The 19,654-nt window shown below is 66.0% G+C and carries 19 protein-coding genes and 1 tRNA gene; 13 read left to right on the top strand and 7 right to left on the bottom strand.

Features of this window, described 5'->3' with window-relative positions; all coding sequences use genetic code 11:
• Positions 1–207: 207 nt before the first annotated feature.
• On the top strand, positions 208–1,446 hold the full coding sequence (locus ETX26_RS00855; RefSeq protein ID WP_129522834.1) for a retropepsin-like aspartic protease: 1,239 nt from the start codon (positions 208–210) through the stop codon (positions 1,444–1,446).
• A gap of 387 nt (positions 1,447–1,833) precedes the next feature.
• Here ETX26_RS00855 and ETX26_RS14565 read toward each other — a convergent pair whose 3' ends face one another.
• Both ETX26_RS14565 and ETX26_RS00845 read right to left on the bottom strand, forming a co-directional pair.
• Complete coding sequence (locus ETX26_RS14565) at positions 1,834–2,106, bottom strand: antibiotic biosynthesis monooxygenase (protein WP_129522833.1); 273 nt, start codon at positions 2,104–2,106, stop codon at positions 1,834–1,836.
• 413 nt (positions 2,107–2,519) lie between these two features.
• Positions 2,520–2,610, bottom strand: a tRNA-Ser gene (locus ETX26_RS00845).
• Positions 2,611–2,903: 293 nt separating this feature from the next.
• On the opposite strand from ETX26_RS00845, the gene ETX26_RS00840 reads away from it, so the two are divergent.
• Both ETX26_RS00840 and ETX26_RS00835 read left to right on the top strand, forming a co-directional pair.
• Positions 2,904–3,842, top strand: a complete 939-nt coding sequence (locus ETX26_RS00840; RefSeq protein WP_129522832.1) for a peptidylprolyl isomerase — start codon at positions 2,904–2,906, stop codon at positions 3,840–3,842.
• 34 nt (positions 3,843–3,876) lie between these two features.
• Positions 3,877–4,200: a DUF1905 domain-containing protein gene (locus tag ETX26_RS00835; protein WP_129522831.1), complete on the top strand. Its 324-nt coding sequence runs from the start codon at positions 3,877–3,879 to the stop codon at positions 4,198–4,200.
• 15 nt (positions 4,201–4,215) lie between these two features.
• Here ETX26_RS00835 and ETX26_RS00830 read toward each other — a convergent pair whose 3' ends face one another.
• Together ETX26_RS00830 and ETX26_RS00825 are read right to left on the bottom strand one after the other, a co-directional pair.
• The gene (locus ETX26_RS00830) at positions 4,216–4,593 is read right to left on the bottom strand and encodes a VOC family protein (RefSeq protein ID WP_129522830.1); all 378 of its coding nucleotides are present in this window, start codon (positions 4,591–4,593) and stop codon (positions 4,216–4,218) included.
• Entirely contained in the window at positions 4,593–6,680 is a 2,088-nt protein-coding gene (locus ETX26_RS00825) for a RelA/SpoT family protein (protein WP_129522829.1), read from the bottom strand. The genes ETX26_RS00830 and ETX26_RS00825 overlap by 1 nt, the downstream gene beginning before the upstream one ends.
• A gap of 96 nt (positions 6,681–6,776) precedes the next feature.
• Here ETX26_RS00825 and ETX26_RS00820 point away from each other — a divergent pair, with 96 nt between their 5' ends.
• From ETX26_RS00820 to ETX26_RS00800, 5 genes are all read left to right on the top strand, one after another.
• Entirely contained in the window at positions 6,777–7,004 is a 228-nt protein-coding gene (locus ETX26_RS00820) for an AbrB/MazE/SpoVT family DNA-binding domain-containing protein (protein ID WP_129522828.1), read from the top strand.
• A gap of 4 nt (positions 7,005–7,008) precedes the next feature.
• Positions 7,009–7,398, top strand: coding sequence for a type II toxin-antitoxin system death-on-curing family toxin (locus tag ETX26_RS00815; protein ID WP_129522827.1), 390 nt, complete (start codon positions 7,009–7,011; stop codon positions 7,396–7,398).
• Positions 7,399–7,492: 94 nt separating this feature from the next.
• Positions 7,493–8,935, top strand: coding sequence for a cytochrome ubiquinol oxidase subunit I (locus ETX26_RS00810; protein WP_129522826.1), 1,443 nt, complete (start codon positions 7,493–7,495; stop codon positions 8,933–8,935).
• Complete coding sequence (gene cydB, locus ETX26_RS00805) at positions 8,932–9,930, top strand: cytochrome d ubiquinol oxidase subunit II (protein ID WP_129522825.1); 999 nt, start codon at positions 8,932–8,934, stop codon at positions 9,928–9,930. The genes ETX26_RS00810 and cydB overlap by 4 nt, the downstream gene beginning before the upstream one ends.
• Positions 9,930–10,061, top strand: coding sequence for a DUF2474 domain-containing protein (locus ETX26_RS00800; protein WP_129522824.1), 132 nt, complete (start codon positions 9,930–9,932; stop codon positions 10,059–10,061). Before cydB ends, ETX26_RS00800 begins: the two co-directional genes overlap by 1 nt.
• Before the next feature lie 830 nt (positions 10,062–10,891).
• Here ETX26_RS00800 and ETX26_RS00795 read toward each other — a convergent pair.
• Both ETX26_RS00795 and hemF read right to left on the bottom strand, forming a co-directional pair.
• Positions 10,892–12,793 carry a M1 family metallopeptidase gene (locus ETX26_RS00795; protein ID WP_129522823.1) on the bottom strand — a complete coding sequence of 634 codons (1,902 nt, stop codon included), beginning with the start codon at positions 12,791–12,793 and terminating at the stop codon, positions 10,892–10,894.
• 73 nt (positions 12,794–12,866) lie between these two features.
• Positions 12,867–13,721 carry an oxygen-dependent coproporphyrinogen oxidase gene (gene hemF, locus ETX26_RS00790; protein WP_129522822.1) on the bottom strand — a complete coding sequence of 285 codons (855 nt, stop codon included), beginning with the start codon at positions 13,719–13,721 and terminating at the stop codon, positions 12,867–12,869.
• 47 nt (positions 13,722–13,768) lie between these two features.
• Between hemF and pdeM the strand changes: the two genes are divergently transcribed.
• Complete coding sequence (gene pdeM, locus ETX26_RS00785) at positions 13,769–14,461, top strand: ligase-associated DNA damage response endonuclease PdeM (protein WP_129522821.1); 693 nt, start codon at positions 13,769–13,771, stop codon at positions 14,459–14,461.
• 131 nt (positions 14,462–14,592) lie between these two features.
• Complete coding sequence (gene infC, locus ETX26_RS00780) at positions 14,593–15,114, top strand: translation initiation factor IF-3 (protein ID WP_129522820.1); 522 nt, start codon at positions 14,593–14,595, stop codon at positions 15,112–15,114.
• Positions 15,115–15,130: 16 nt separating this feature from the next.
• Here the strand turns inward: infC and ETX26_RS00775 are convergent, their stop codons facing one another.
• Positions 15,131–15,796, bottom strand: a complete 666-nt coding sequence (locus ETX26_RS00775; RefSeq protein WP_129522819.1) for a hypothetical protein — start codon at positions 15,794–15,796, stop codon at positions 15,131–15,133.
• Between the two features lie 130 nt (positions 15,797–15,926).
• Here ETX26_RS00775 and ETX26_RS00770 point away from each other — a divergent pair, with 130 nt between their 5' ends.
• The 3 genes from ETX26_RS00770 to ETX26_RS00760 all read left to right on the top strand — a co-directional run bounded on the left by ETX26_RS00770 (position 15,927) and on the right by ETX26_RS00760 (position 18,936).
• Positions 15,927–16,508 (top strand): hypothetical protein, encoded by a 582-nt coding sequence (locus ETX26_RS00770; protein ID WP_129522818.1) that lies wholly within the window; start codon positions 15,927–15,929, stop codon positions 16,506–16,508.
• A 204-nt stretch (positions 16,509–16,712) separates the two neighbouring features.
• Entirely contained in the window at positions 16,713–18,032 is a 1,320-nt protein-coding gene (locus ETX26_RS00765) for a cystathionine gamma-synthase family protein (protein WP_129522817.1), read from the top strand.
• Positions 18,033–18,039: 7 nt separating this feature from the next.
• Positions 18,040–18,936, top strand: coding sequence for an ATP-grasp domain-containing protein (locus ETX26_RS00760; RefSeq protein ID WP_225425440.1), 897 nt, complete (start codon positions 18,040–18,042; stop codon positions 18,934–18,936).
• The last annotated feature ends 718 nt before the right edge of the window (positions 18,937–19,654 follow it).

The raw sequence follows: 19,654 nt of genomic DNA, 5'->3' as shown, positions 1-19,654 counted from the left end.
TACATTCGTGCACTTGAGCCGACCATCGAATGACCGGTAAGGAGGACGGGGCCGGTAAGCCCGGTCGGTGAAAATTGGGTGGTTAGGGGAACGGGAGTTTCGGTCTGTATCGCCCGAAGGTCGGACGAAGCCCGACCTACCGATGTTTGGTTGAGCCGCCTCCATCGACGCCCACTTCGGTGTGTCGCTAAATCGTGGAGACCGAGCGTGAAGTCGCATCTCGCTGCACTCATCGTCGCGCTGGCGACGGTCACCGTGCCGATACCGGCGCACGCGCAAATGACGCCCGAAGCGGCAGCGGCTCTGCAACGGGCGATCGCGATCGAGCGCGAAGAGCCCGTCACCAGCGTTCCGTTGATCCCGCATATGGGAAAATACGCCTTCCGTGCGAGCCTTGACGGTATCGAGCGCCAATTTGTCTTCGACACCGGTTCACCCACCATGATCTCGCGCGAATTGGCCGAAGAACTTGGGCTGGAGGTCATAGGTACCAACACGGGGCGCGATGCCAACGGCAGGGAAATCACGACACAAATTGCGGTTATCGATCGGCTAACTATCGGCGGGGTTACCTTCCGCAGCGTGCCTGTCCTGATAACCGATTTCGGCATCGCTGATCCTGATCGGTGCTTTTTTGACGGAGGCGTTATCGGATCGGAAATATTCCCGGGCAGCGTCTGGCACATCGACGCGGGACGGCAGATGCTTCAAATTGCCGGAAGCCTCGAAGAACTCCCAGATCTGGAAACGAAAGCGGACGCAATCGTCGCGCGTCTGCATGATTCTGGTTACCCACACGCTCCCGTGTTCGATTACGCGATCGAGGGCTTTGAAGACCGCGGGCTGTTCGACACTGGCAATTCCGACACGATCGTACTTTTTGATCGCATCGCGGATGATGCACGGGTGAAAAGCGCCATGATCGCCGGCACTGTCCGCGAAGGCCGCGGCTCTCACGGCGTCTCCGCTGCTGGGCTGGGGGCCAACACCGACCTGCTACGATTTGAAATCGAGGGCATCCGGCTAAGCGGGGCGGAGCTGGGCCGCCATAGCGGAACTACTCGCAGCGCTCCGCCATCGCTGATCGGCCTCGGCATACTCGACACCTACGATGTCACGCTCGATTATCCGGGCACGCGCATCATTTTGCATCCACGTGACCGACCCCGATCCGTCTCGTCGGAACCAGGCTATGCGTTGATGGCCTCCGATGCCGAGGTCAGGGTCGTTCAGCTCTTCGATGCCTCCGCGGCGCAACTGGCCGGACTGGAACTGGGCGACCGGGTGGTGGCGATCGACGGTCGGGAGCTCTCAGCCGACGACACGGGCTGCGAAACAATCCAATGGTTGACCGAATCGCGGCTCGCCCAATCGGCGCGCCAATTGACCGTGCTGCGAGACGGCCGACGCGTCGAAATCGATGTGGCGAGTCGAAGGCCACAGTAGTTCTCTACTACACAGGACGAGGCCTGCTTTCGGGATGCTCTGCTAGCCATTAGGGGCCGGAACTGGGCGTCTGCGGAAGGGTAGGTTGAGGCGCCGAGCACCGACAGCCGCCGTTTACTACAGCTCAAGCGCCCGTCCCGACGACATAGCGGTCGTTTTGCTGTCTTCGTGGAGCGGTTTGACACCTGTCATCACTCCCTCCTGAGATCTCGGAATGGAGGAAATGTTCGCAAATTTGAAAGCGGCCACTACCCAGGCTTTTCGCTAGACGCCGCCTTACCCTTGGTATTGATCCTCACGTGCGCGCCTATCACGCGGGCTCTGCGCCGCGATCTGCCAACGTTTCCAATGTTTGAACTGTGGTCGCAGCCTCATCCAGGCTCCCGATCATGCGTCTAGTTCGATCGCAGCTTCAGCGTGCACTGGCGGCTCTTGGAGCCCGAGTTGTCGTGCGATCCCTGGAATCTCGGGGTCCGCAAGGAAACCTGCGTAGTCCTCATCGTCCCAGTCAAACACGGACCAAACCCGGTGAGCGTCGTCCGGATCGAAGTAGAGGTGGGCACTTCGGCATCCATGTTCCCTGCGTTTCTCGGCGCCCAAGGTTCGGAAAATCTCCAGGAACCGATCAGGGTCAGTCACTTTAGCGACGGTGACAATCATGTTACTCCCTTTCGATGTGTCTGAGTAACGGTCTTCATTAAGAGGCTTCCCCGCGATCTCGATCCGTTCACCACTCGGTGTGACAACTCCCACGCAGATCCGGACTGATAGAACAGCTAGCGACAATGTCTGCAAAGAGATCGTGAACTGCCCAAACGACGAGCCATGATAAGCAACCGCTTTCGACGCGAGTGCCTCCACCAATTCGATGATCGTGACTGGGCGTGCCGCTCCTGGTCGTCTCGCCGCTTTCCCAAAGCGGCCATTTGTTCAGGATCATGTTGGCTGAACGGGCGACGCCTTCAAAGGACGCAGAAGCCCGGTCGCAACCGCGCCGTCGAACGTACGATCGAAAAATCGGCTCTTCTGAGCGGCCTCGCAGGCACCCGTTGCCTGAGGGAAACGGCGTAGAATGGCGGAGCGGGAGGGATTCGAACCCTCGATACGGGGTTGCCGTATACACACTTTCCAGGCGTGCGCCTTCGACCACTCGGCCACCGCTCCGCATGCCCGGTCCGGGCAGACGCGCGCACCTAGCGGGGGAGCGGCGGTTGCGCAAGGCGCAGCAGGCACTTCGCCCCGGCGTTTCTTTCGGCCGGAGCCGGGCAAGTATCGGCCGGCGCGCCGCGGAAAATGGACGCTCCCCGGTCCCGCGAACTTGTGGTAAACGCGACTCGGATGGCAGCGCTGCGCGGATCGGCATTCCCTGCGAACGCTGCCTTCAGAGCCCCTTTCCGCCCCCGAAAACGCGTGGAAAGGGGCTTTTGCTTGGGGCCGGCCGCTGGCAAGATCGCCCGATGAGGACCACCGCTATCGCGCTCGGCGCCGCCGCGCTCGCACTCGCCCTTCCGGCCGCCGCGCAGAACGAGGCCGACGCGCCGCCCAGCCCGGGCGAGATCGTCGCCGCGGCACCGGCGTCGGAGTGGATCGCCATCGCGCCCGAGGACCTGCTGGTGATGACGCTCGCCCCGGATGCGGAGGGCGATCCGCGCGAGGTCGTCATCCAGCTCATGCCGCCCCCCTTCAGCCAGGGTTGGGTGGAGAACATCCGCACCCTCGCCCGCGCGCAATGGTACGACGGAATCGCCGTCACCCGCGTGCAGGACAACTACGTCGTCCAGTGGGGCGATCCCAACGGTGAGGACGAGGCGAAGGCGAAGCCCCTGCCCAATGGTCTGTCCTCCACGAGCGAAACCGAGTATCTGTCCGAGCGGCGCAGGAGTGAGACGACCTGGCTCAAGACTGCGACCGAATCCTACGCGCCGCACCACGGCTTCTTCGCAGGCTGGCCAATCGCCTGGAACGCCGACAACGCCTGGCCCGTCCACTGCTACGGCATGGTCGGGGTCGGGCGCAGCTATTCCCCCGATACCGGTTCGGGCGCGGAGCTCTACACGGTGATCGGGCACGCGCCGCGCCATCTGGACCGCAACATCGCCCTCGTCGGGCGCGTAGTGGAGGGGATCGAGCACCTGTCCAGTCTGCCGCGGGGCACCGGACCGCTCGGCTTCTACGAGGATCCGGCGCAGAACGTGCCGATCGTCTCGATCCGCGTCGCGAGCGACTTGCCGGAAAGCGAGCGGCCGCGGTTCGAGTACCTCTCGACCGAAGGCGAGACCTTTGCCCGCTACGCCGACGCGCGGGCGAACCGGCGCGACCCGTTCTTCATCGTGCCCGCGGGCGGCGCGGACATCTGCAATATTCCGGTGCCGGTGCGGCGGGTGGGAGACGAATGAGCCATCGCTTGCCGAGGGCATCGAGGCCGCACGTGTGACGGCCGGTGACGTCCTCACCTATTCCGCCCCGCTCATTCGCTGGCAGGGCGATCGCGGAACGTACCACCTGATCGCCATCAAAGGCAGCGCGGCCGAGCAGATCGGGATGCATGAACGGCTGCACCGGCTCGAATACGGCGCCCGGCGCGGCTTCGGTTCGGTCAAGGTCATGGCGCGTGTCGGCGCCACCGGCTGGAAGAGCTCGGTCTTCCCGCAAAAGCGATCGAGCGAATGGATCCTGCTCGTCAGCCGCAAGGTCATCCGCGACGAAGATCTGGAACCGGGCGCGCCGGTAACCGTGGAACTGGAGCTGCTCTAGGCTGCAAACGGTCCTTCAGAGTTTCTGCATCAGCTCGATCCGGTTGCCGAACGGATCGGCGATGTCGCCGCGGACGTAGCCCTCGAGCGGCTTGCCCGGCGTAAACGCCACCGCGGCGGTTTCGAGCCGGGCGGCAAAGGCTTCGAGATCGTCCACCAGCAACGCCGGATGGGCCTTGCGCGCCGGGCGGAAATCGCGCTCCACGCCAAGATGGATGTTCGCGCCGCCGCCCGTGAACCAGCAGCCCCCACTCGCCGCGAGATGGGCGGGCTTGGGCACTTCTTCGAGCCCGAGGATTCCCGCATAGAAGGCGCGCGCCGCCGGCTCCTCCCCAATCGGCATAGAGACCTGCACGTGGTCGATGCCGATCACGCGCCCCGCCAGGTCCTCCATCAGATGCGCTCCGCCTGGGCGACTGCGTCGCTGGCGCGCAGGGCGCTGATGATGCGGGTCAGGTGCGCGAGGTCGTGCACTTCCAGATCGAGTTCGTAGGTCTGGAACGGGCTGTCGCGCTGCGTCTGATCGAGCGCGACCACGTTGGCGAGGTTCTGCGCGAAGATCGCCGCCATGTCCGCCAGCGTGCCCGGCCGGTCGTAGAGGATCACCCGCAGCCGGCCCACCGCGCCCTGCGAGCGCCGGCCCCAGGACAGGTCGAGCCAGTCGGAATCGATCCCGCTCGCCAGCTCGAAGCAGTCGATCGCGTGAACTTCGACGCCCTCGCCCGGCTTGCGCAGGCCGACGATGCGATCACCCGGCACGGGGTGGCAGCAGGTGGCGAGCTGGAAGCCGACACCGGGCGTGAGGCCGCGGATGGAGATGACCCGCTCGCGCGCCGGCCACTCGGCATCGGCGATCTTGGCGGTCGAGCCGGGCACGAGCGCCTCCATCACCTCGCGGTCGTCGAGCTTGGCCGCGCCGATCGCGTACATCAGGTCTTCCTCGTCCTCCAGCTCGAGCCGGGCGACGGCGTCGCGGATCGCCTTCTTGCCGATCTTGGCCGGAACGCGCGCGGCGATCTCGTCGAACAGCTTGCTGCCGATCTCCGCCACTTCGGCCCGCTCCTTGAGGCGCACGGCCCGGCGGACTGCGGCACGCGCCTTGCCGGTCACGACGAAGCCGAGCCAGGAAAGCTGGGGCTCCGCGTTCTTGCTCTTGATGATCTCGACCACGTCGCCGTTCTCGAGCTGCGTGCGCAGCGGGACGTGACGGCCATTGATCTTCGCGCCGACGGTCTGCGCGCCGAGATCGGTATGGACCGCAAAGGCGAAATCGACCGGGGTCGCGCCGATCGGAAGCTGGAACAGCGCGCCCTTGGGCGTGAAGGCGAAAATGCGATCCTGGTAGATTGCCATGCGCGTATGCTCGAGCAGTTCCTCGGCATCGTGGCTGGCGTCGACGATCTCGATCAGGTCGCGCAGCCAGCCAACCTGTCCGTCGGGCCGGTCCGCCTGCTTGTAGGCCCAGTGCGCGGCGAGGCCGAACTCGTTGGTCTGGTGCATCTCGCGCGTGCGGATCTGCACTTCCACACGCATCGAGTTCTCGTAGATCAGCGAAGTGTGGATCGAGCGGTAACCGTTGGTCTTGGGCGTCGAGATGTAGTCCTTGAACCGCCCCGGAATGAACTGCCAGGTCGTGTGCAGCACGCCCATCGCAGCGTAGCAGTCGGCCTCGGTGTCGCAGATCACGCGGAAGGCCATGATGTCGCTGACCTGCTCGAACGGCATGTGCCGCTCGGCCATCTTGCGCCAGATCGAGTAGGGATGCTTCTCGCGGCCCGAGACTTCGACCTTGAGCCCCGCCTCCGCGAGCGCCTGCTTGATCGCCAGCGCGATCGCGTCGACCTGCCCGCCGCCCTGCTTGCGGATCTCCTCCAGCCGCCCGGTGATCGTGCGGTAGGCTTCGGGCTCGAGCTGCTCGAAGGCGAGGAGCTGCATCTCGCGCATGTATTCGTACATGCCGACCCGCTCGGCCAACGGCGCATAGATATCCATGGTCTCGCGCGCGATGCGGCGGCGCTTCTCGGGGCTCTTGATGAAATGCAGCGTGCGCATGTTGTGCAGCCGGTCGCCGAGCTTGACCAGCAGCACGCGGATGTCCTCGCTCATCGCCAGCAGGAACTTGCGCAGGTTCTCGGCCGCGCGCTCGTTCTCGGGCATCGCCTCGATCTTGGAGAGCTTGGTCACGCCGTCGACCAGCCGCGCGACGTCGGGCCCGAAGTTCGCCTCGACATCCTCGATCGTCGCCAGCGTGTCCTCCACCGTATCGTGGAGCAGCGCGGTGACGATCGTCTCTTGATCGAGCTGCAGGTCGGTCATCAGCCCGGCGACCTCCACCGGATGGCTGAAGTAGGGATCGCCGCTGGCGCGCTTCTGCGTGCCGTGCTTCTGCACGGTGTAGACATAGGCGCGATTGAGCAACGCCTCGTCGGCGTCCGGGTCGTACTCCTTGACCCGTTCCACTAGTTCGTACTGGCGCAGCATCGCTGCGACGATGTGAGGATTACGCGGGTCGCCGCAAGTGTTTTCGTGTGAGCGCAGTGGATTGCGATTCCGTGCGACAGGCGTTATAACACGAGTATGAACGCGACACTCAAGATCACCCGCATCGGCAATTCCGCCGGAATCATCCTGCCGAAGGAGGTGCTCGCGCATCTCGAGGCGGAAATCGGTGCCGATGTTGCGGTTGTGACCACGCCTCGCGGCATTGAACTGAGCCGGCCAGACGACGATTTCGAAACGCAAATGGCAACTGCGCGCGAAGTGATGATGCGGCGCAAGCGCGCGCTTCGCGAACTCGCAAAATAGGCTGATGGAAGGTCAACCGACGTGGGTTGCGATGGCTGTCGCGCAGGCTGCACACGCTGAGCAACTTGCAGAGCACGGCGGCGGTGAAGGAGTGCGCGACCTTCAGTTGCTCGAAAGCGCAATGGCTCGGCCGCGAGACCTCGCTACTTACGGCCAACCCGATATTGCAGCTCTAGCGGCAGCCTATACCTATGGAATTGCGCGCAACCATCCGTTCGTCGACGGGAACAAGATAACGGCAGCGGTCGTAAGCGAAACCTTTCTCGCTCTGAATGGGTATGCGCTCAATGCGACCGATGCGGAACTCGTAGTCGCATTTCTCGCACTCGCAGCAGGCGAACTCGCCGAGGAAGAATTGGCGGATTGGTTCCGAGAGCGGGTGGTCACCGGCTGAACGTCGCCGTCTGCAAAGTTGCACCGCGCGCAACCGTTGTTTCCCGGAATGGCGATATACGCGGCTTTCGATCTCGGCTAGGCTCCCGGCCGCGATGCTGCAGGACCTCGATGCCATCCTCCTCGCGCGGATCCAGTTCGCCTTTACGGTGAGCTTCCACTTCTTTTTTCCCGCTTTCTCGATCGGGCTCGCGAGCTATCTCGCGGTGCTCGAAGGGCTGTGGCTCAAGACGGGCGAGCAGCGCTATCACGACCTGTTCAAGTACTGGCTGAAGATCTTCGCCGTCACCTTCGCGATGGGCGTCGTCTCGGGCATCGTGCTGTCCTATCAGTTCGGCACCAACTGGGCGGTCTTCTCCGATCGCGCGGGGCCGGTGATCGGGCCGCTGATGGCCTACGAGGTGCTGACCGCCTTCTTCCTCGAGGCGGGCTTCCTCGGCGTCATGCTGTTCGGGATGGAGAAAGTAGGGCGCAAGCTGCACTTCGCGGCGACCTGCATGGTCGCGCTCGGCACGTTCGTCTCGGCCTTCTGGATCCTGAGCGTCAATTCGTGGATGCAGACGCCGACCGGCTTCGTGATGGGCGCCAACGGCCAGTTCCTGCCGGGCGAGAGCTGGTGGGACATCGTCTTCAATCCGAGCTTCCCCTACCGCCTCGTCCATACGGTGATCGCGGCCTATCTGACGACGGCCTTCGTCGTCGGCGGGGTCGGCGCCTGGCACCTGCTCAAGGACCGCACCAATCCCCATGCGCGGACGATGTTCTCGATGGCGATGTGGATGGCCGCGATCGTCGCGCCGGTCCAGATTCTCGCGGGCGACCTGCACGGGCTCAACACGCTCGAGCACCAGCCGGCCAAGATCATGGCGATGGAGGGGCATTTCGAAAGCCACCCCAATGGGGCGCCGCTGATCCTGTTCGGCATTCCCGACAGCGAGGAGGAGACGGTCCACTACGCGGTCGAGATTCCCAAGGCCTCCTCGCTGATTCTCAAGCACGATCCGGACGCGCCGCTCGCCGGGCTCGACACGATTCCGAAGGAGAACCGGCCGCCGGTGGAGGTCGTGTTCTGGTCGTTCCGGGTGATGGTCGCGATCGGCCTGGCCATGCTCGGGATCGGCATGTGGAGCCTGCTCGCGCGGGCGCGGCGCAAGCTCTACGACTGGCGCTGGCTCCACCGCGCGGCGCTGGTCATGGGCCCCTCGGGCTTTGCCGCCGTGCTCGCCGGATGGATCACGACCGAGGTCGGGCGGCAGCCGTGGACGATCTACGGGCTGCTGCGCACCGCCGACAGCGCCAGTCCGCTCGACGCGCCGGCGGTGGCGACGTCGCTCGTCGCCTTCGTGATCGTCTACTTCGCGGTCTTCGGCGCGGGCACCTGGTACATCCTCAGGCTGATGAGCAAGTCGCCGATGCCGGGTGAGCGCGGCGTCAAGCACGGAGAGAAAGGGCCGATCCGCACTTCCGGCATCACCCCGGGGCCGACGCAGAACCCCGGCCGGCGCGAGACCATTCCCGACGGAGAGGACGAGGCATGATCGATCTCTCGCTCGTCTGGGCCTTCATCATCGCCTTCGCGGTGTTCGCCTACGTGGTGATGGACGGGTTCGATCTCGGGATCGGCATCCTCTTCCCGAGCTTCGGCGTCGGCGAGGAGCGCGACAGCGCGATGAACTCGATCGCGCCGGTGTGGGACGGAAACGAGACCTGGCTGGTGCTCGGCGGCGGCGGGTTGATGGCGGCCTTTCCCCTCGCCTACGCGATCGTCCTACCCGCAACCTATCCGCTGATCATCGCCATGCTGCTGGGCCTCGTGTTCCGCGGCGTGGCGTTCGAGTTCCGCTGGCGCGACCCGGGCCACCGTGCGCTGTGGGACCTGGCTTTCACGGCCGGCTCGTTCGTCGCCGCGCTGACGCAGGGCATGGTGCTCGGCGCATTGCTGCAGGGGATCGAAGTCGCGGACCGTGCCTATGCCGGGAGCTGGTGGGACTGGCTGACGCCCTATACGCTACTGACCGGCCTGGGCACGGTCGCCGGTTATGCGCTGCTCGGCAGCACCTGGCTGATCTGGAAGCTCGAGGGTCCGGCGCAGGACCATGCCCGGCGCATGGCGTTCCGCGCCGCGATCGCCACGCTGGCGCTGCTGGTCGCGGTCAGCCTCTATACCGTGTTTCTCGGGGGGCAATATTTCGACCGGTGGTTCTCGATGCCGAGCGTGCTGTTCGCCGCCAACGTGCCGCTGCTGACCGCGATCATCGCCTTCCTGCTGTTCCGCGGCCTCGCCAAGGGGGGGGAGGCCGCGCCGTTCTGGCTCTCGCTGGCGCTGTTCTTCCTCGGCATGGCCGGGCTCGGGGTGTCGATGTTCCCCTACATCGTGCCCGACCAGGTCACGATCTGGGATGCCGCCGCGCCCGAGAGCAGCCAGATCTTCATGCTGATCGGCGTCGGCATCACGATGCCGCTGATCCTCGCCTATACCGGCTGGGCCTACTGGGTCTTCCGCGGCAAGGTCGGCCACGAAGGTTATCACTGATGGATGAGGCCGGTCGCGACGCCGAGCGGAAGCCGCTGTGGCAGCGACTCGCATGGCTCGCGGCGATCTGGCTTGCCAGCGTCGCGGTGCTGGGCGTGGTGGCCTGGATCCTGAGACTGTGGATCGCCTGACGCGAGGAACGCACCCACGCGCTTGATCCTCCGGCGGCGAACCCGGATGCGTGACGCCTTGGTACTCGGATCGCGCGGCCGGTGCGGCACGCCAGGAGCGTGCGCGGGGTCGGGCGGGTGGCGGTATGTTCGCGAACGACCGACGGAAGGCGTTACGGCGTGAGGTTCGCCGCGCACGATCCGCTTGCCCGCCGCCGCCGCGGTGGGGCCCGGTTCGATCCCTGCGGTCCGGGACTGGCGGGCGCAGACAGCCGGGACTCGCCAAAAGTCCGCCCGTGCCCCGTGGCTGATCCGCCACGCCAGCGCGCGGTGGGCCGCTGCCGGGAGACCCGGGGCTGATCGCCGGGTTCGCAAGGGCAGCGCGCAGGCACCGCGAACATCCATGTCCCGGCTTCCGGCGGAAGGGAGCAATGCTTCCGGCTCCTTGAGGGGTTACACCCGAGCCTTGCATCGCACGCCAGCCGCACCGGCCGCGCCGCTGGAGCGAGGAGCAGAGCCCATCGACCAGCGGAAGAGAGACAAGGCACCGTCGACACAAGCGCCTGCCCCGATCCTCGTTGCCTGGCGTTGAGGTCCACCAGGCCAGCACCCCCTAACCTATATGGTTCGTTTTGTCAAGATGTCCGGTGAGGAGGGAGGGAGAGACCCGCTCCCGTCACCCCCTTTGTCATCCCCGCGAAAGCGGGGATCCAGGGTCCGCCGTCCGATCCATGGATCCCCGCTTTCGCGGGGATGACAGGATGGTGGGTTGCCAGCGGGCGAGAGGGACGCTGCGCGCCGGCGCCGCAGCGGCCCGCGCCCTTGCTCCATCTGCCGAGCGCAGCCGACCGTCACTCTTTCCAGTCGACCACCTTGTCCACGCTCCCGCGGGTCACGGCGTGATAGCTCGGGCGGGTCTTCGCGTAGATGCGCTGCGCGATTGGCTGGCCCCAGTCGCCTTCCTCCATCAGCGTGACGAACAGCGGGCGGACGAACTTCGCGCGGCCGACTTCGGCGAGGAAAGCCTCGACCTTGGGCACCGCAGGCTCGTAGCGGTTGGCAAGCGCGAGATCGAGCCACAGGAACAGCTCCTCGTTGTTGCCGGTGCCCGACAGGCCGAGCTGCCGGTCGAGCTGCGCGAGTTCCTCCGCCGAGAGCTGCCGCGGCAGCTTGCGCAGGAAGCGCTGGCGCTCGGCCGAGCTCCACGCGCGCCACGTGCTCGCCGACGGGATCGCGCGGCCTGCGCCGTAGGACGCCGCAGCCGCATCGACCGTCGCAAACGCCGCCGGGTCGGGCCGTGCGACGTTGGCCGGCAGGCCGGGCTCGTAGATCCATTCGCGCAGCCGCAGCCGCTCGGCTTCCGCCTCGCTGCGGGCGAGGTTCGTGCGCATGTCCTCGTAGATCATGGCCGAGGTCGCCGGTTCGAACGCGTGATTGTCGAACCACTGGCGCAGCCAGGCGTCGAAACGCTCGCGCCCGACCTCGCGCTCGAGCGTGCGCAGGAAGGCCGCGCCCTTGTCATAGACGATCGCGCTGCCCGCGCTGTCGGTGCCGTCGGGCTGGTGCAGCGCCGTGCCCGGGGCATCGGCGCCGACTTCGGCCAGCGTGTCCTCGATCGCGGCGAAGCTCAGCGCGGCTTCCTGCTCGGCGCGCTTCTCGCCGTAGATTTCCTCGATGATGCGGTTCTCGAAATAGGACGTCACCCCTTCGTTGAGCCAGCTATCGGCCCAGACCGCGTTGGTGACGAGATTGCCCGACCACGAGTGCGCCAGCTCGTGCGCGACCAGGCCGGTGAGGCTGCGGTCCCCGGCGATGAACGTCGGCGTGAGGAAAGTCATGACCGGGTTCTCCATCCCGCCGTAGGGGAAGGCGGGCGGAAGGACGATCATGTCGTAGCGGCCCCAGCGGTAGGGGCCGTAAAGCTCCTCCGCCTCCTCCACCATGTCCTCGGTGTCGGCGACTTCCCAGTGCGCGCGCTCGAGAATCGCCGGTTCGGCCCAGACGCCGGTGCGCGGGCCGATGGCGCGGAAGTCGATGTCGCCCGCGGCGATCGCGATCAGGTAGGGCGCGACCGGCTTGTCCATCAGGAAGCGGAACGCGCGGCGGCCGTTCCCGAGGTCTTCCGGCTCACCCTGGAGAATGCCCGACATGACCACGTCGAGCGGCTTCGGCGCAGTGATCCGCGCTTCCCAGGTCTGGCGGATGCCGGGGCTGTCCTGTGTCGGGATCCAGCTCCGGTTGTGTATCGCCTGGCCCTGGCTGAACAGGAACGGATGCTCGCCGCCCGCGGTCTGTTCGGGATCGAGCCACTGGAGCGCGCTCGCCTGCGGGTTGGCGGTGTAGGAGATGACCACGCGGCGCGCGTTCCCGATCGTGATCGTCAGCGGCGCACCCTTGCCTTTGACCCGCTCGCCGACTTCGAACTCGAGCTCGTTGCCGCGCCCGTCGGTGACACGGCTGACCTGCAGCCCGTCGCTGTCGAGCACGATCTGCGATGCATCGGGTCGCGCGAGGATATCGAGCGTGGCGGTGCCGCCGACGCTGTCACGTTCGAAATCGAGCGCGAGATCGAGCGCCACGTGCGTCACCCGCGCGACCTGCGGCTGCGCGAAGGTCGCGCTGTCGACCGCATCGGGCGTGGTCAGGATCGGCGCGACCATGCGCTCGGCCGAGGCGGCCGGCGGCTGCGCCTCCATCGTGGTGCAGGCGGTAGTGGCAAGAAGCAGCGAAAGCGCGGCGGCGATGGGGCGCATGGGTCTCTCCCGGATGGCGGTTATCAGGTTCGCATATCGGCGCGGGCGAGCGGTGCCAAGCGCCGGACGAAGTTCAGCTCCACACCGCTTCGGGCGGCAGGCTCATCAGGATGGCGTCGATATTGCCGCCGGTCTTGAGGCCGAACAGCGTGCCGCGGTCGTAGACGAGATTGAACTCGGCGTAGCGGCCGCGCCATTCGAGCTGGCGGCGCTTGTCCTCGGGCGTGAATTCCGTCTCCATCCGGCGGCGGACGATCCTGGGGAACACCTCGAGAAACGCGCTGCCGACGTCCTGCGTGAAGGCGAAGTTGCGTTCCCACGCGGCCTCGTCGGCGCATTCGAGGTGGTCGTAGAAAATGCCGCCCACCCCGCGGTGGACACCGCGGTGGGGGATGAAGAAATAGTCGTCCGCCCACTTCCTGAAGCGCTCGTAATAGGTCGGGTTGTGCCGCGCGCAGATCGCGCGGAAGGCGGCGTGGAATGCCTCGGTATCGTCCTCGTAGGGGATCGGCGGGTTGAGGTCCGCCCCGCCCCCGAACCAAGCCTTCGCGGTCGTCAGGAAGCGCGTGTTCATGTGCACGGCGGGCACGTGCGGGTTGGCCATGTGGGCGACGAGGCTGATGCCGGTGGCGGTGAACTCCGGGTTCTCCTCCGCCCCGTGGATCCTGCGCGCGAACTCGGGCGCGAAGCGGCCGTGGACGGTGGAGACGTTGACCCCGACCTTCTCGAACACCTTGCCCTTCATCACCCCGCGCACGCCGCCGCCGGGCTCGGCGTTGCCCTCCTCCTCGCGCTGCCACGGGGTGTATTCGAACGCCGCGTCGGAGCCCGCCTCGCGCTCGATCGTCTCGAACTCGGCGCAGATGCGGTCGCGCAAGTCCTCGAACCAGTCTTTCGCCCGGGCGGTGTGGGGTTGCCAGTCGGTCATCGTGCGAATCCCTTGCCAAGCCCAATCCGCTACGGCAAGAGCGGTCCATGGTTCCCCTTTCGTTCGCTGGCGAGGAGTTCGTCCTCACGCAAGGCCGCGCGCTCTACTGGCCGCGCGAACGGGCGCTGCTGGTCGCGGACCTGCACCTCGAGAAGGCGAGCTTCTATGCGCGCCACGGGCAGATGCTGCCGCCCTACGACAGCCGCGAGACGCTGGAGCGCGTCGCGCTGGCGATCCGCGAGACGGGCGCACGGCGCGTCTACACGCTGGGCGACAACTTCCACGACAGCCACGGCAGTACGCGGCTGGAGGATCATGCGGCGGGCATGCTCGCCGCGCTCACCCGGGCGACCGACTGGGTTTGGATCACCGGCAACCACGATCCGGCGATGGAAGCGCGCAGCGGCGGGACGATCGCCGAGGAGCTGGAACTGGCCGGGATCGTCCTGCGCCATCAGGCCCGCGCGGGAGAGACGCGGCCCGAGCTGTCGGGCCATTACCACCCGCGGCTTCAGGTCACCGTGCGCGAGCGGCACATCCGGCGTCCCTGCGCAGTGGTGGCGAGCGGCGACGGCAGCGGCGGGCGGATGATCCTGCCCGCCTTCGGCGCGCTGACCGGCGGGATGAACGCGGCCGACCCGGCGATCCGGGACGCGATGCAGCCTGCCGCGCGGATCGACGCCGTGCTGCCCCTGGCCGGCAAGCTCGCACAGTTCCCGCTGTGGCGCGCCGCGGCATAATGGAAACACCGGAGCGCAGACGGGAACTCCTCTCGCGGGGCCTCTAGCGAATCCCTGCGATTCCGCCTACATGGGGCGCAACCAAACAACGGCAAACAGGAGACCGCCCCATAGCCCGTCCCCCCCGGCGCATGTTGCAACCGCCCGTCAAGAGCGGCCCGCGCTACGACAAGCTGATCCAGTCCGACAAAGTTCGCGTCATCGATGAGAATGGCGAGAACCTCGGCGTGATGTACACCCGCGAAGCGATCGAACAGGCGGCCGAAGTCGGCCTGAACCTCGTCGAAGTTTCCCCCAACGCCGATCCGCCGGTCTGCAAGTTCCTCGACGTCGGCAAGTACCGCTACGAGGCGCAGAAGAAGGCCAACGCCGCGCGCAAGACGCAGAAGACGCAGGAAATCAAAGAGATAAAGATGCGTCCGAACATCGACGATCACGACTACGACGTGAAGATGCGCAACGTGAACAAGTTCATCGAGCATGGCGACAAGGTGAAGGTCACCCTGCGCTTCCGCGGGCGCGAGATGGCGCACCAGCAGCTCGGCATGGACCTGCTGCGGCGCGTGCAGGACGACGTCGAAGAAATCGCGAAGGTCGAGGCTTACCCGCGCCTCGAAGGGCGCCAGATGCTGATGGTCCTGGCACCGAAGTAGGCCGGGATTTCAGCCGCTACTCCACCCGGAAATCGAGAATCGTGAAGCGCGCGGGCCCGGTTGCGAACACGCCGTGGCCGCGCCCGCCGCTCGACCCGAGCACGAATCCGACCCTCGAGGCATCTTCCAGCGCCCGGGCGAAGGCTTCGGGTGCGCTGTTCCGGTTCGCGCCCTGCACCGCGGTCCAGTTCGCATCGAGCGGCACGCTGACTTCGTGCGTGCCGGGCGTGAGCGGTCCCATCGTCGCGGCCGGCGCATACCAGCGATACGTGGCGTAGCGTCCCTTGCCGGTCCACTTGTCGCCGCCACGCTGGAAGTAGAGCGACAGGGTCGCCTTCTGGCGGGGGTTCTCCTCCGGCAGGATACGCACGCCCCGCTCGCCGTCGATGCGGTAGCGCAGCACGATCCTGCGCGCGCCGGTGAGCGAACCGGTCGGCACCGTCACGTAGTGCACGTGCCCTTCGCGGGGGCTGGGCCAGGGAATGTCGAAGAAGGTCGCCCCGTTCTCTCGCGCCGCGTAACGCGGCATGCCGGGCGAGTAGCTCCGGCCGCGCAGGATCGGGCCGATTTCCCACTCCGATGCGCGCGCGGGCGCGGCGCGGGCCGCGGACGACTCGGGCACGGAGAGGGCGATCGCCGGAAGGGCCGCCACGAGCGCGGCAATGATGGCAGTGCGGATCATGCCCTGCAGATGACATGATCCGGTTTAGCCGCACCTGAACTGCCGGTTCGGGATCGGGACAGGCATTTTGGAGAGCGGAACTCCTGGTGTATCGTCCGGTTGATCGAAGATGCAGCCCTTGGGAAGACACATGCAGCCTTCACGCCTCGCGCCCCGACAGTCCGCCGCGCTCCTTGCCGCCCTCGCCCTTGCCCTCGCCGCCTGCGACCGGGCGAACGGTGACGCCGATCCGCAGGCGAACGACATGACGGTTCCCGAAGCACCCGCCCCACCGACTGCGGCCGAGGCTCCGCCCCAGGGCGTGGCAGCGGATCGGTCGCCCGTCGCCGACACCGGCGCCACGCTCGTGCCGCAGGCGGAAAAAGGCGAGCCCGGCGCACGGAAAGTCCTGCTGGACTTCGCGCGCGCCATCGAGTTCGAGGACTTCGACAGGGCCTATGCCATCCTCGGCGATGCCGCCCGGGAGAGCATGACCTACGAGGAGTTCAGGGCGATCTTCGACGGCATGGACGAGATCACCGTCGCCACCCCAATGGGCCGCATGGAAGGCGGGGCGGGATCGCTCTACTACGAGGTGCCGACGACCATCACCGCCAAGGACGGCGCCAGCCTGAGGGGTGCGATCGTGCTGCGGCGGGTCAACGACGTGCCCGGCGCGACGGCGGAGCAGCTGCGCTGGCACATCGAATCGTTCACGGTCGAGCCGGGCTAGGCCCAATCGGTCGTTCCCGCCGAAATCCGCGACGATAAGAGGACTCGCGGCGAGTTGAAAACCGCTCTGCGCGGCGATAATTGCAATCCATCGACCGGCACCGGGCGGAGATGCGTTCCTGCGGAGGTTAGGAACGGGCGCCGCCCGACAAGCCATCCGGGCTCCTGCCTTCCTGGGAGCATGATGCAAAGGAAGGAGCGCTCCATGCCGGACGCCATCGATTCCACCGACAAGCCCACCCCGCGCCGCAATCCCAAACCCGAAGTGACCAGGATCGACGGGCGTCGGCTCAAGCCCAGCACGCTGATGATGGGCCACGGCTACGATCCTGCCCTGTCGGAAGGGTCCCTCAAGCCGCCGATCTTTCTCACCAGCACGTTCGCGTTCGAAAGTGCCGCTGCAGGCAAGCGTCATTTCGAAGGCATCACCGGCCTGCGCCCCGGCGGCGCGGAAGGCCTGGTCTACTCGCGCTTCAACGGCCCCAACCAGGAAATCCTCGAGGACCGCCTGGCGATCTGGGACGGCGCGGAAGACGCGCTGTCGTTCTCCAGCGGAATGACGGCGATCTGCATTCTGATGCTCGCCTACGTCTCGGCCGGCGACGTGATCATCCATTCGGGCCCGCTCTACGCCGCGAGCGAGGGCTTCGTGGCCAAAGTGCTGGCGAAATTTGGGGTGACCTACGTCGATTTCCCCGCAGGTGCGACTCGCGAGGAACTGGACACGGTGATTGCCAAGGCCAAGGCACAGGCAGACGAGCAGGGCGGCAAGGTCGCGATGATCTATCTCGAAAGCCCGGGCAATCCGACCAATGCGCTGGTCGACGTCGAGGCGGTGCGCGACGCGCGCGATGCGGTGCTCGACAAGGACGTGACACCGATCGCGATCGACAACACCTTCCTCGGCCCGCTGTGGCAGCGCCCGCTCGACAACGGGGCGGACATCGTCGCCTACTCGCTGACCAAGTACGTCGGCGGCCACTCGGACCTCGTCGCAGGCAGCGTGGCCGGCGCGAAGAAGTGGATGGACCCGGTCCGCGCGCTGCGCAACACGATGGGCGGCATCGCCGACCCGAACACCGCGTGGATGCTGCTGCGCTCGCTCGAAACCGTCGAGCTGCGGATGCAGCGCGCGGGCGAGAACGCGGCCAAGGTCTGCGAATACCTGCGCGGCCACCCCAAGGTCGAGCGGCTCGGCTACCTCGGCTTCATCGAGGATGCGCGGCAGAAGGACATCTATGAGCGCCACTGCACGGGAGCGGGATCGACCTTCTCGGTCTTCATCGAAGGCGGCGAGGCAGAATGCTTCCGCTTCCTCGACGCGCTCAAGGTCGCCAAGCTCGCGGTCAGCCTCGGCGGCACGGAAACGCTGGCCAGCCACCCCGCCTCGATGACCCACCTGTCGGTGCCGGGACCTCGCAGGGCCGCGCTCGGTATTACCGATAACCTGGTCCGCATCTCGATCGGCATCGAGGATCCCGACGACCTCGTCGCCGACTTCGAGCAGGCGCTCGAACAGGTCTGACGCGCGGATGAAAGTCGGCTTTCTCGCTTGCCCGGGTACGCTACCGGGCACCGGGCCGCGGCGCGGCGACGCCTTCGAGCACGATCTCGAAGTCGCCGCGCTGCGGCCGGCGCTGGCCGCACGCGGGCTGGAGCTGATCGAGGTCGACTGGCGCGCCCCGCTGGAACAGTTCGCCGATCTCGGCTGCGTGCTGCTCGGCACCGCGTGGGACTATCAGGACCGCGCGGCCGAGTTCGTCGCGCGGCTCGACGCGCTGGCCGCGCGCGGGATCGAGGTCTGCAACCCGCCCGACGTGGTCCGCTGGAACATCGACAAGGGCTATCTCGCGGAACTGGCCGGCCGCGGCGCCGCGACGGTGCCGACGTTGTGGCACGACGAGGTCGGGCGGGCGGAGGTCGATGCGGCGCTGGCGCATTTCGATGCCGGCCGCGTGGTGGTGAAGCGCCGCGTCGGCGCGGGCGGCGAGGGCCAGCACAGCTTCACCCGAGATGCGCTGCCCGACGCAGGCTGGCGCATGGGCCGCCCGGCGATGATCCAGCCCTTTCTGCCCGCGATCCTCGAGGAGGGCGAATTCACGTTCGTCTTCGTCGACGGACGTTTCTCGCACGGTGTGAACAAGCGCGCGGCGGCGGGCGAGTACCGCATCCAGTCGATCTTCGGCGGGCACGAAGCCAGCTACGATCCCGCCCCCGCCGATCTCGCCACGGCCGAAGCGGTGATGGCCGCCCTGCCCTTCGCCGACCTGCTCTACGCACGGATCGACATGGTCCGATTGCCCGGCGGCGAGCTCGCGGTGATGGAGGCCGAGCTGATCGAACCCTACCTCTATCCCGAACAGGGTCCGCAACTGGGCGATCGGCTGGCCGAGGCGCTGGCGCGGCGGCTAACGGTTCCGGCCGCCTAAGGCGGAACAGCCGCGCCCATCCGCCGTCATTTCCAGCGAACCCGTGCCCACCGACGTTTATAGCTCGGCTACTCTCGGGTTGCGGATTATCGTTGGCGAAGTTGAGAATGCCAATGAGCGGGCCATGCGGCGTCGCATTGACCTCGCCCGGATGCAGTACGATCTTGCCGGCAAGCGAACGGAGATGGCTGATGCATTACAGCGAACTTCAGGGTCAAGCGTTTCGGGAAGCCCCGCAACCTAGTAGAGGTCAGATAGCATAATTTTGAGTATGCAGGAATAGAGATATACAATGTCTGTTAAAGATAATGGATATATAGTTCGCAGGATATGCATTCAGTTGGGAACTAGCTTTATCGCTATACCTATTGTTATGTTCACTCCCTTTACTATCATGATACTCTCGGGAGATTTTTCACTTATACGGGATGAAGTGTTTTTGACTTACTACGCATTGCCTATACTTTTTGGAATCTCTATAGTTATTATAGGATTTGTGTTTTGCAAGCGATCCTAGTCCAGAATCTGTCTTTTAGAGACCGCTCCCAATAGAAGGACTAGCAGGAGCGCCGGAGGTTTATGGACGAGCAGATCATCGCCTGTTGAAGGACTGTGACGTAAGCCGTGGAACTCAAGTGCGCGCCGGCGCGGTTCGCCTGCGTACCGGAGGTCTAGATCGTAATCTTCAGCGACTCCTAACATCGGTGCCCCAGCGAAA

The sequence above is a fragment of the Pelagerythrobacter rhizovicinus genome (assembly GCF_004135625.1).
Classification (GTDB): domain Bacteria; phylum Pseudomonadota; class Alphaproteobacteria; order Sphingomonadales; family Sphingomonadaceae; genus Pelagerythrobacter; species Pelagerythrobacter rhizovicinus.
This window is presented reverse-complemented; position numbering and strand designations above follow the sequence as displayed.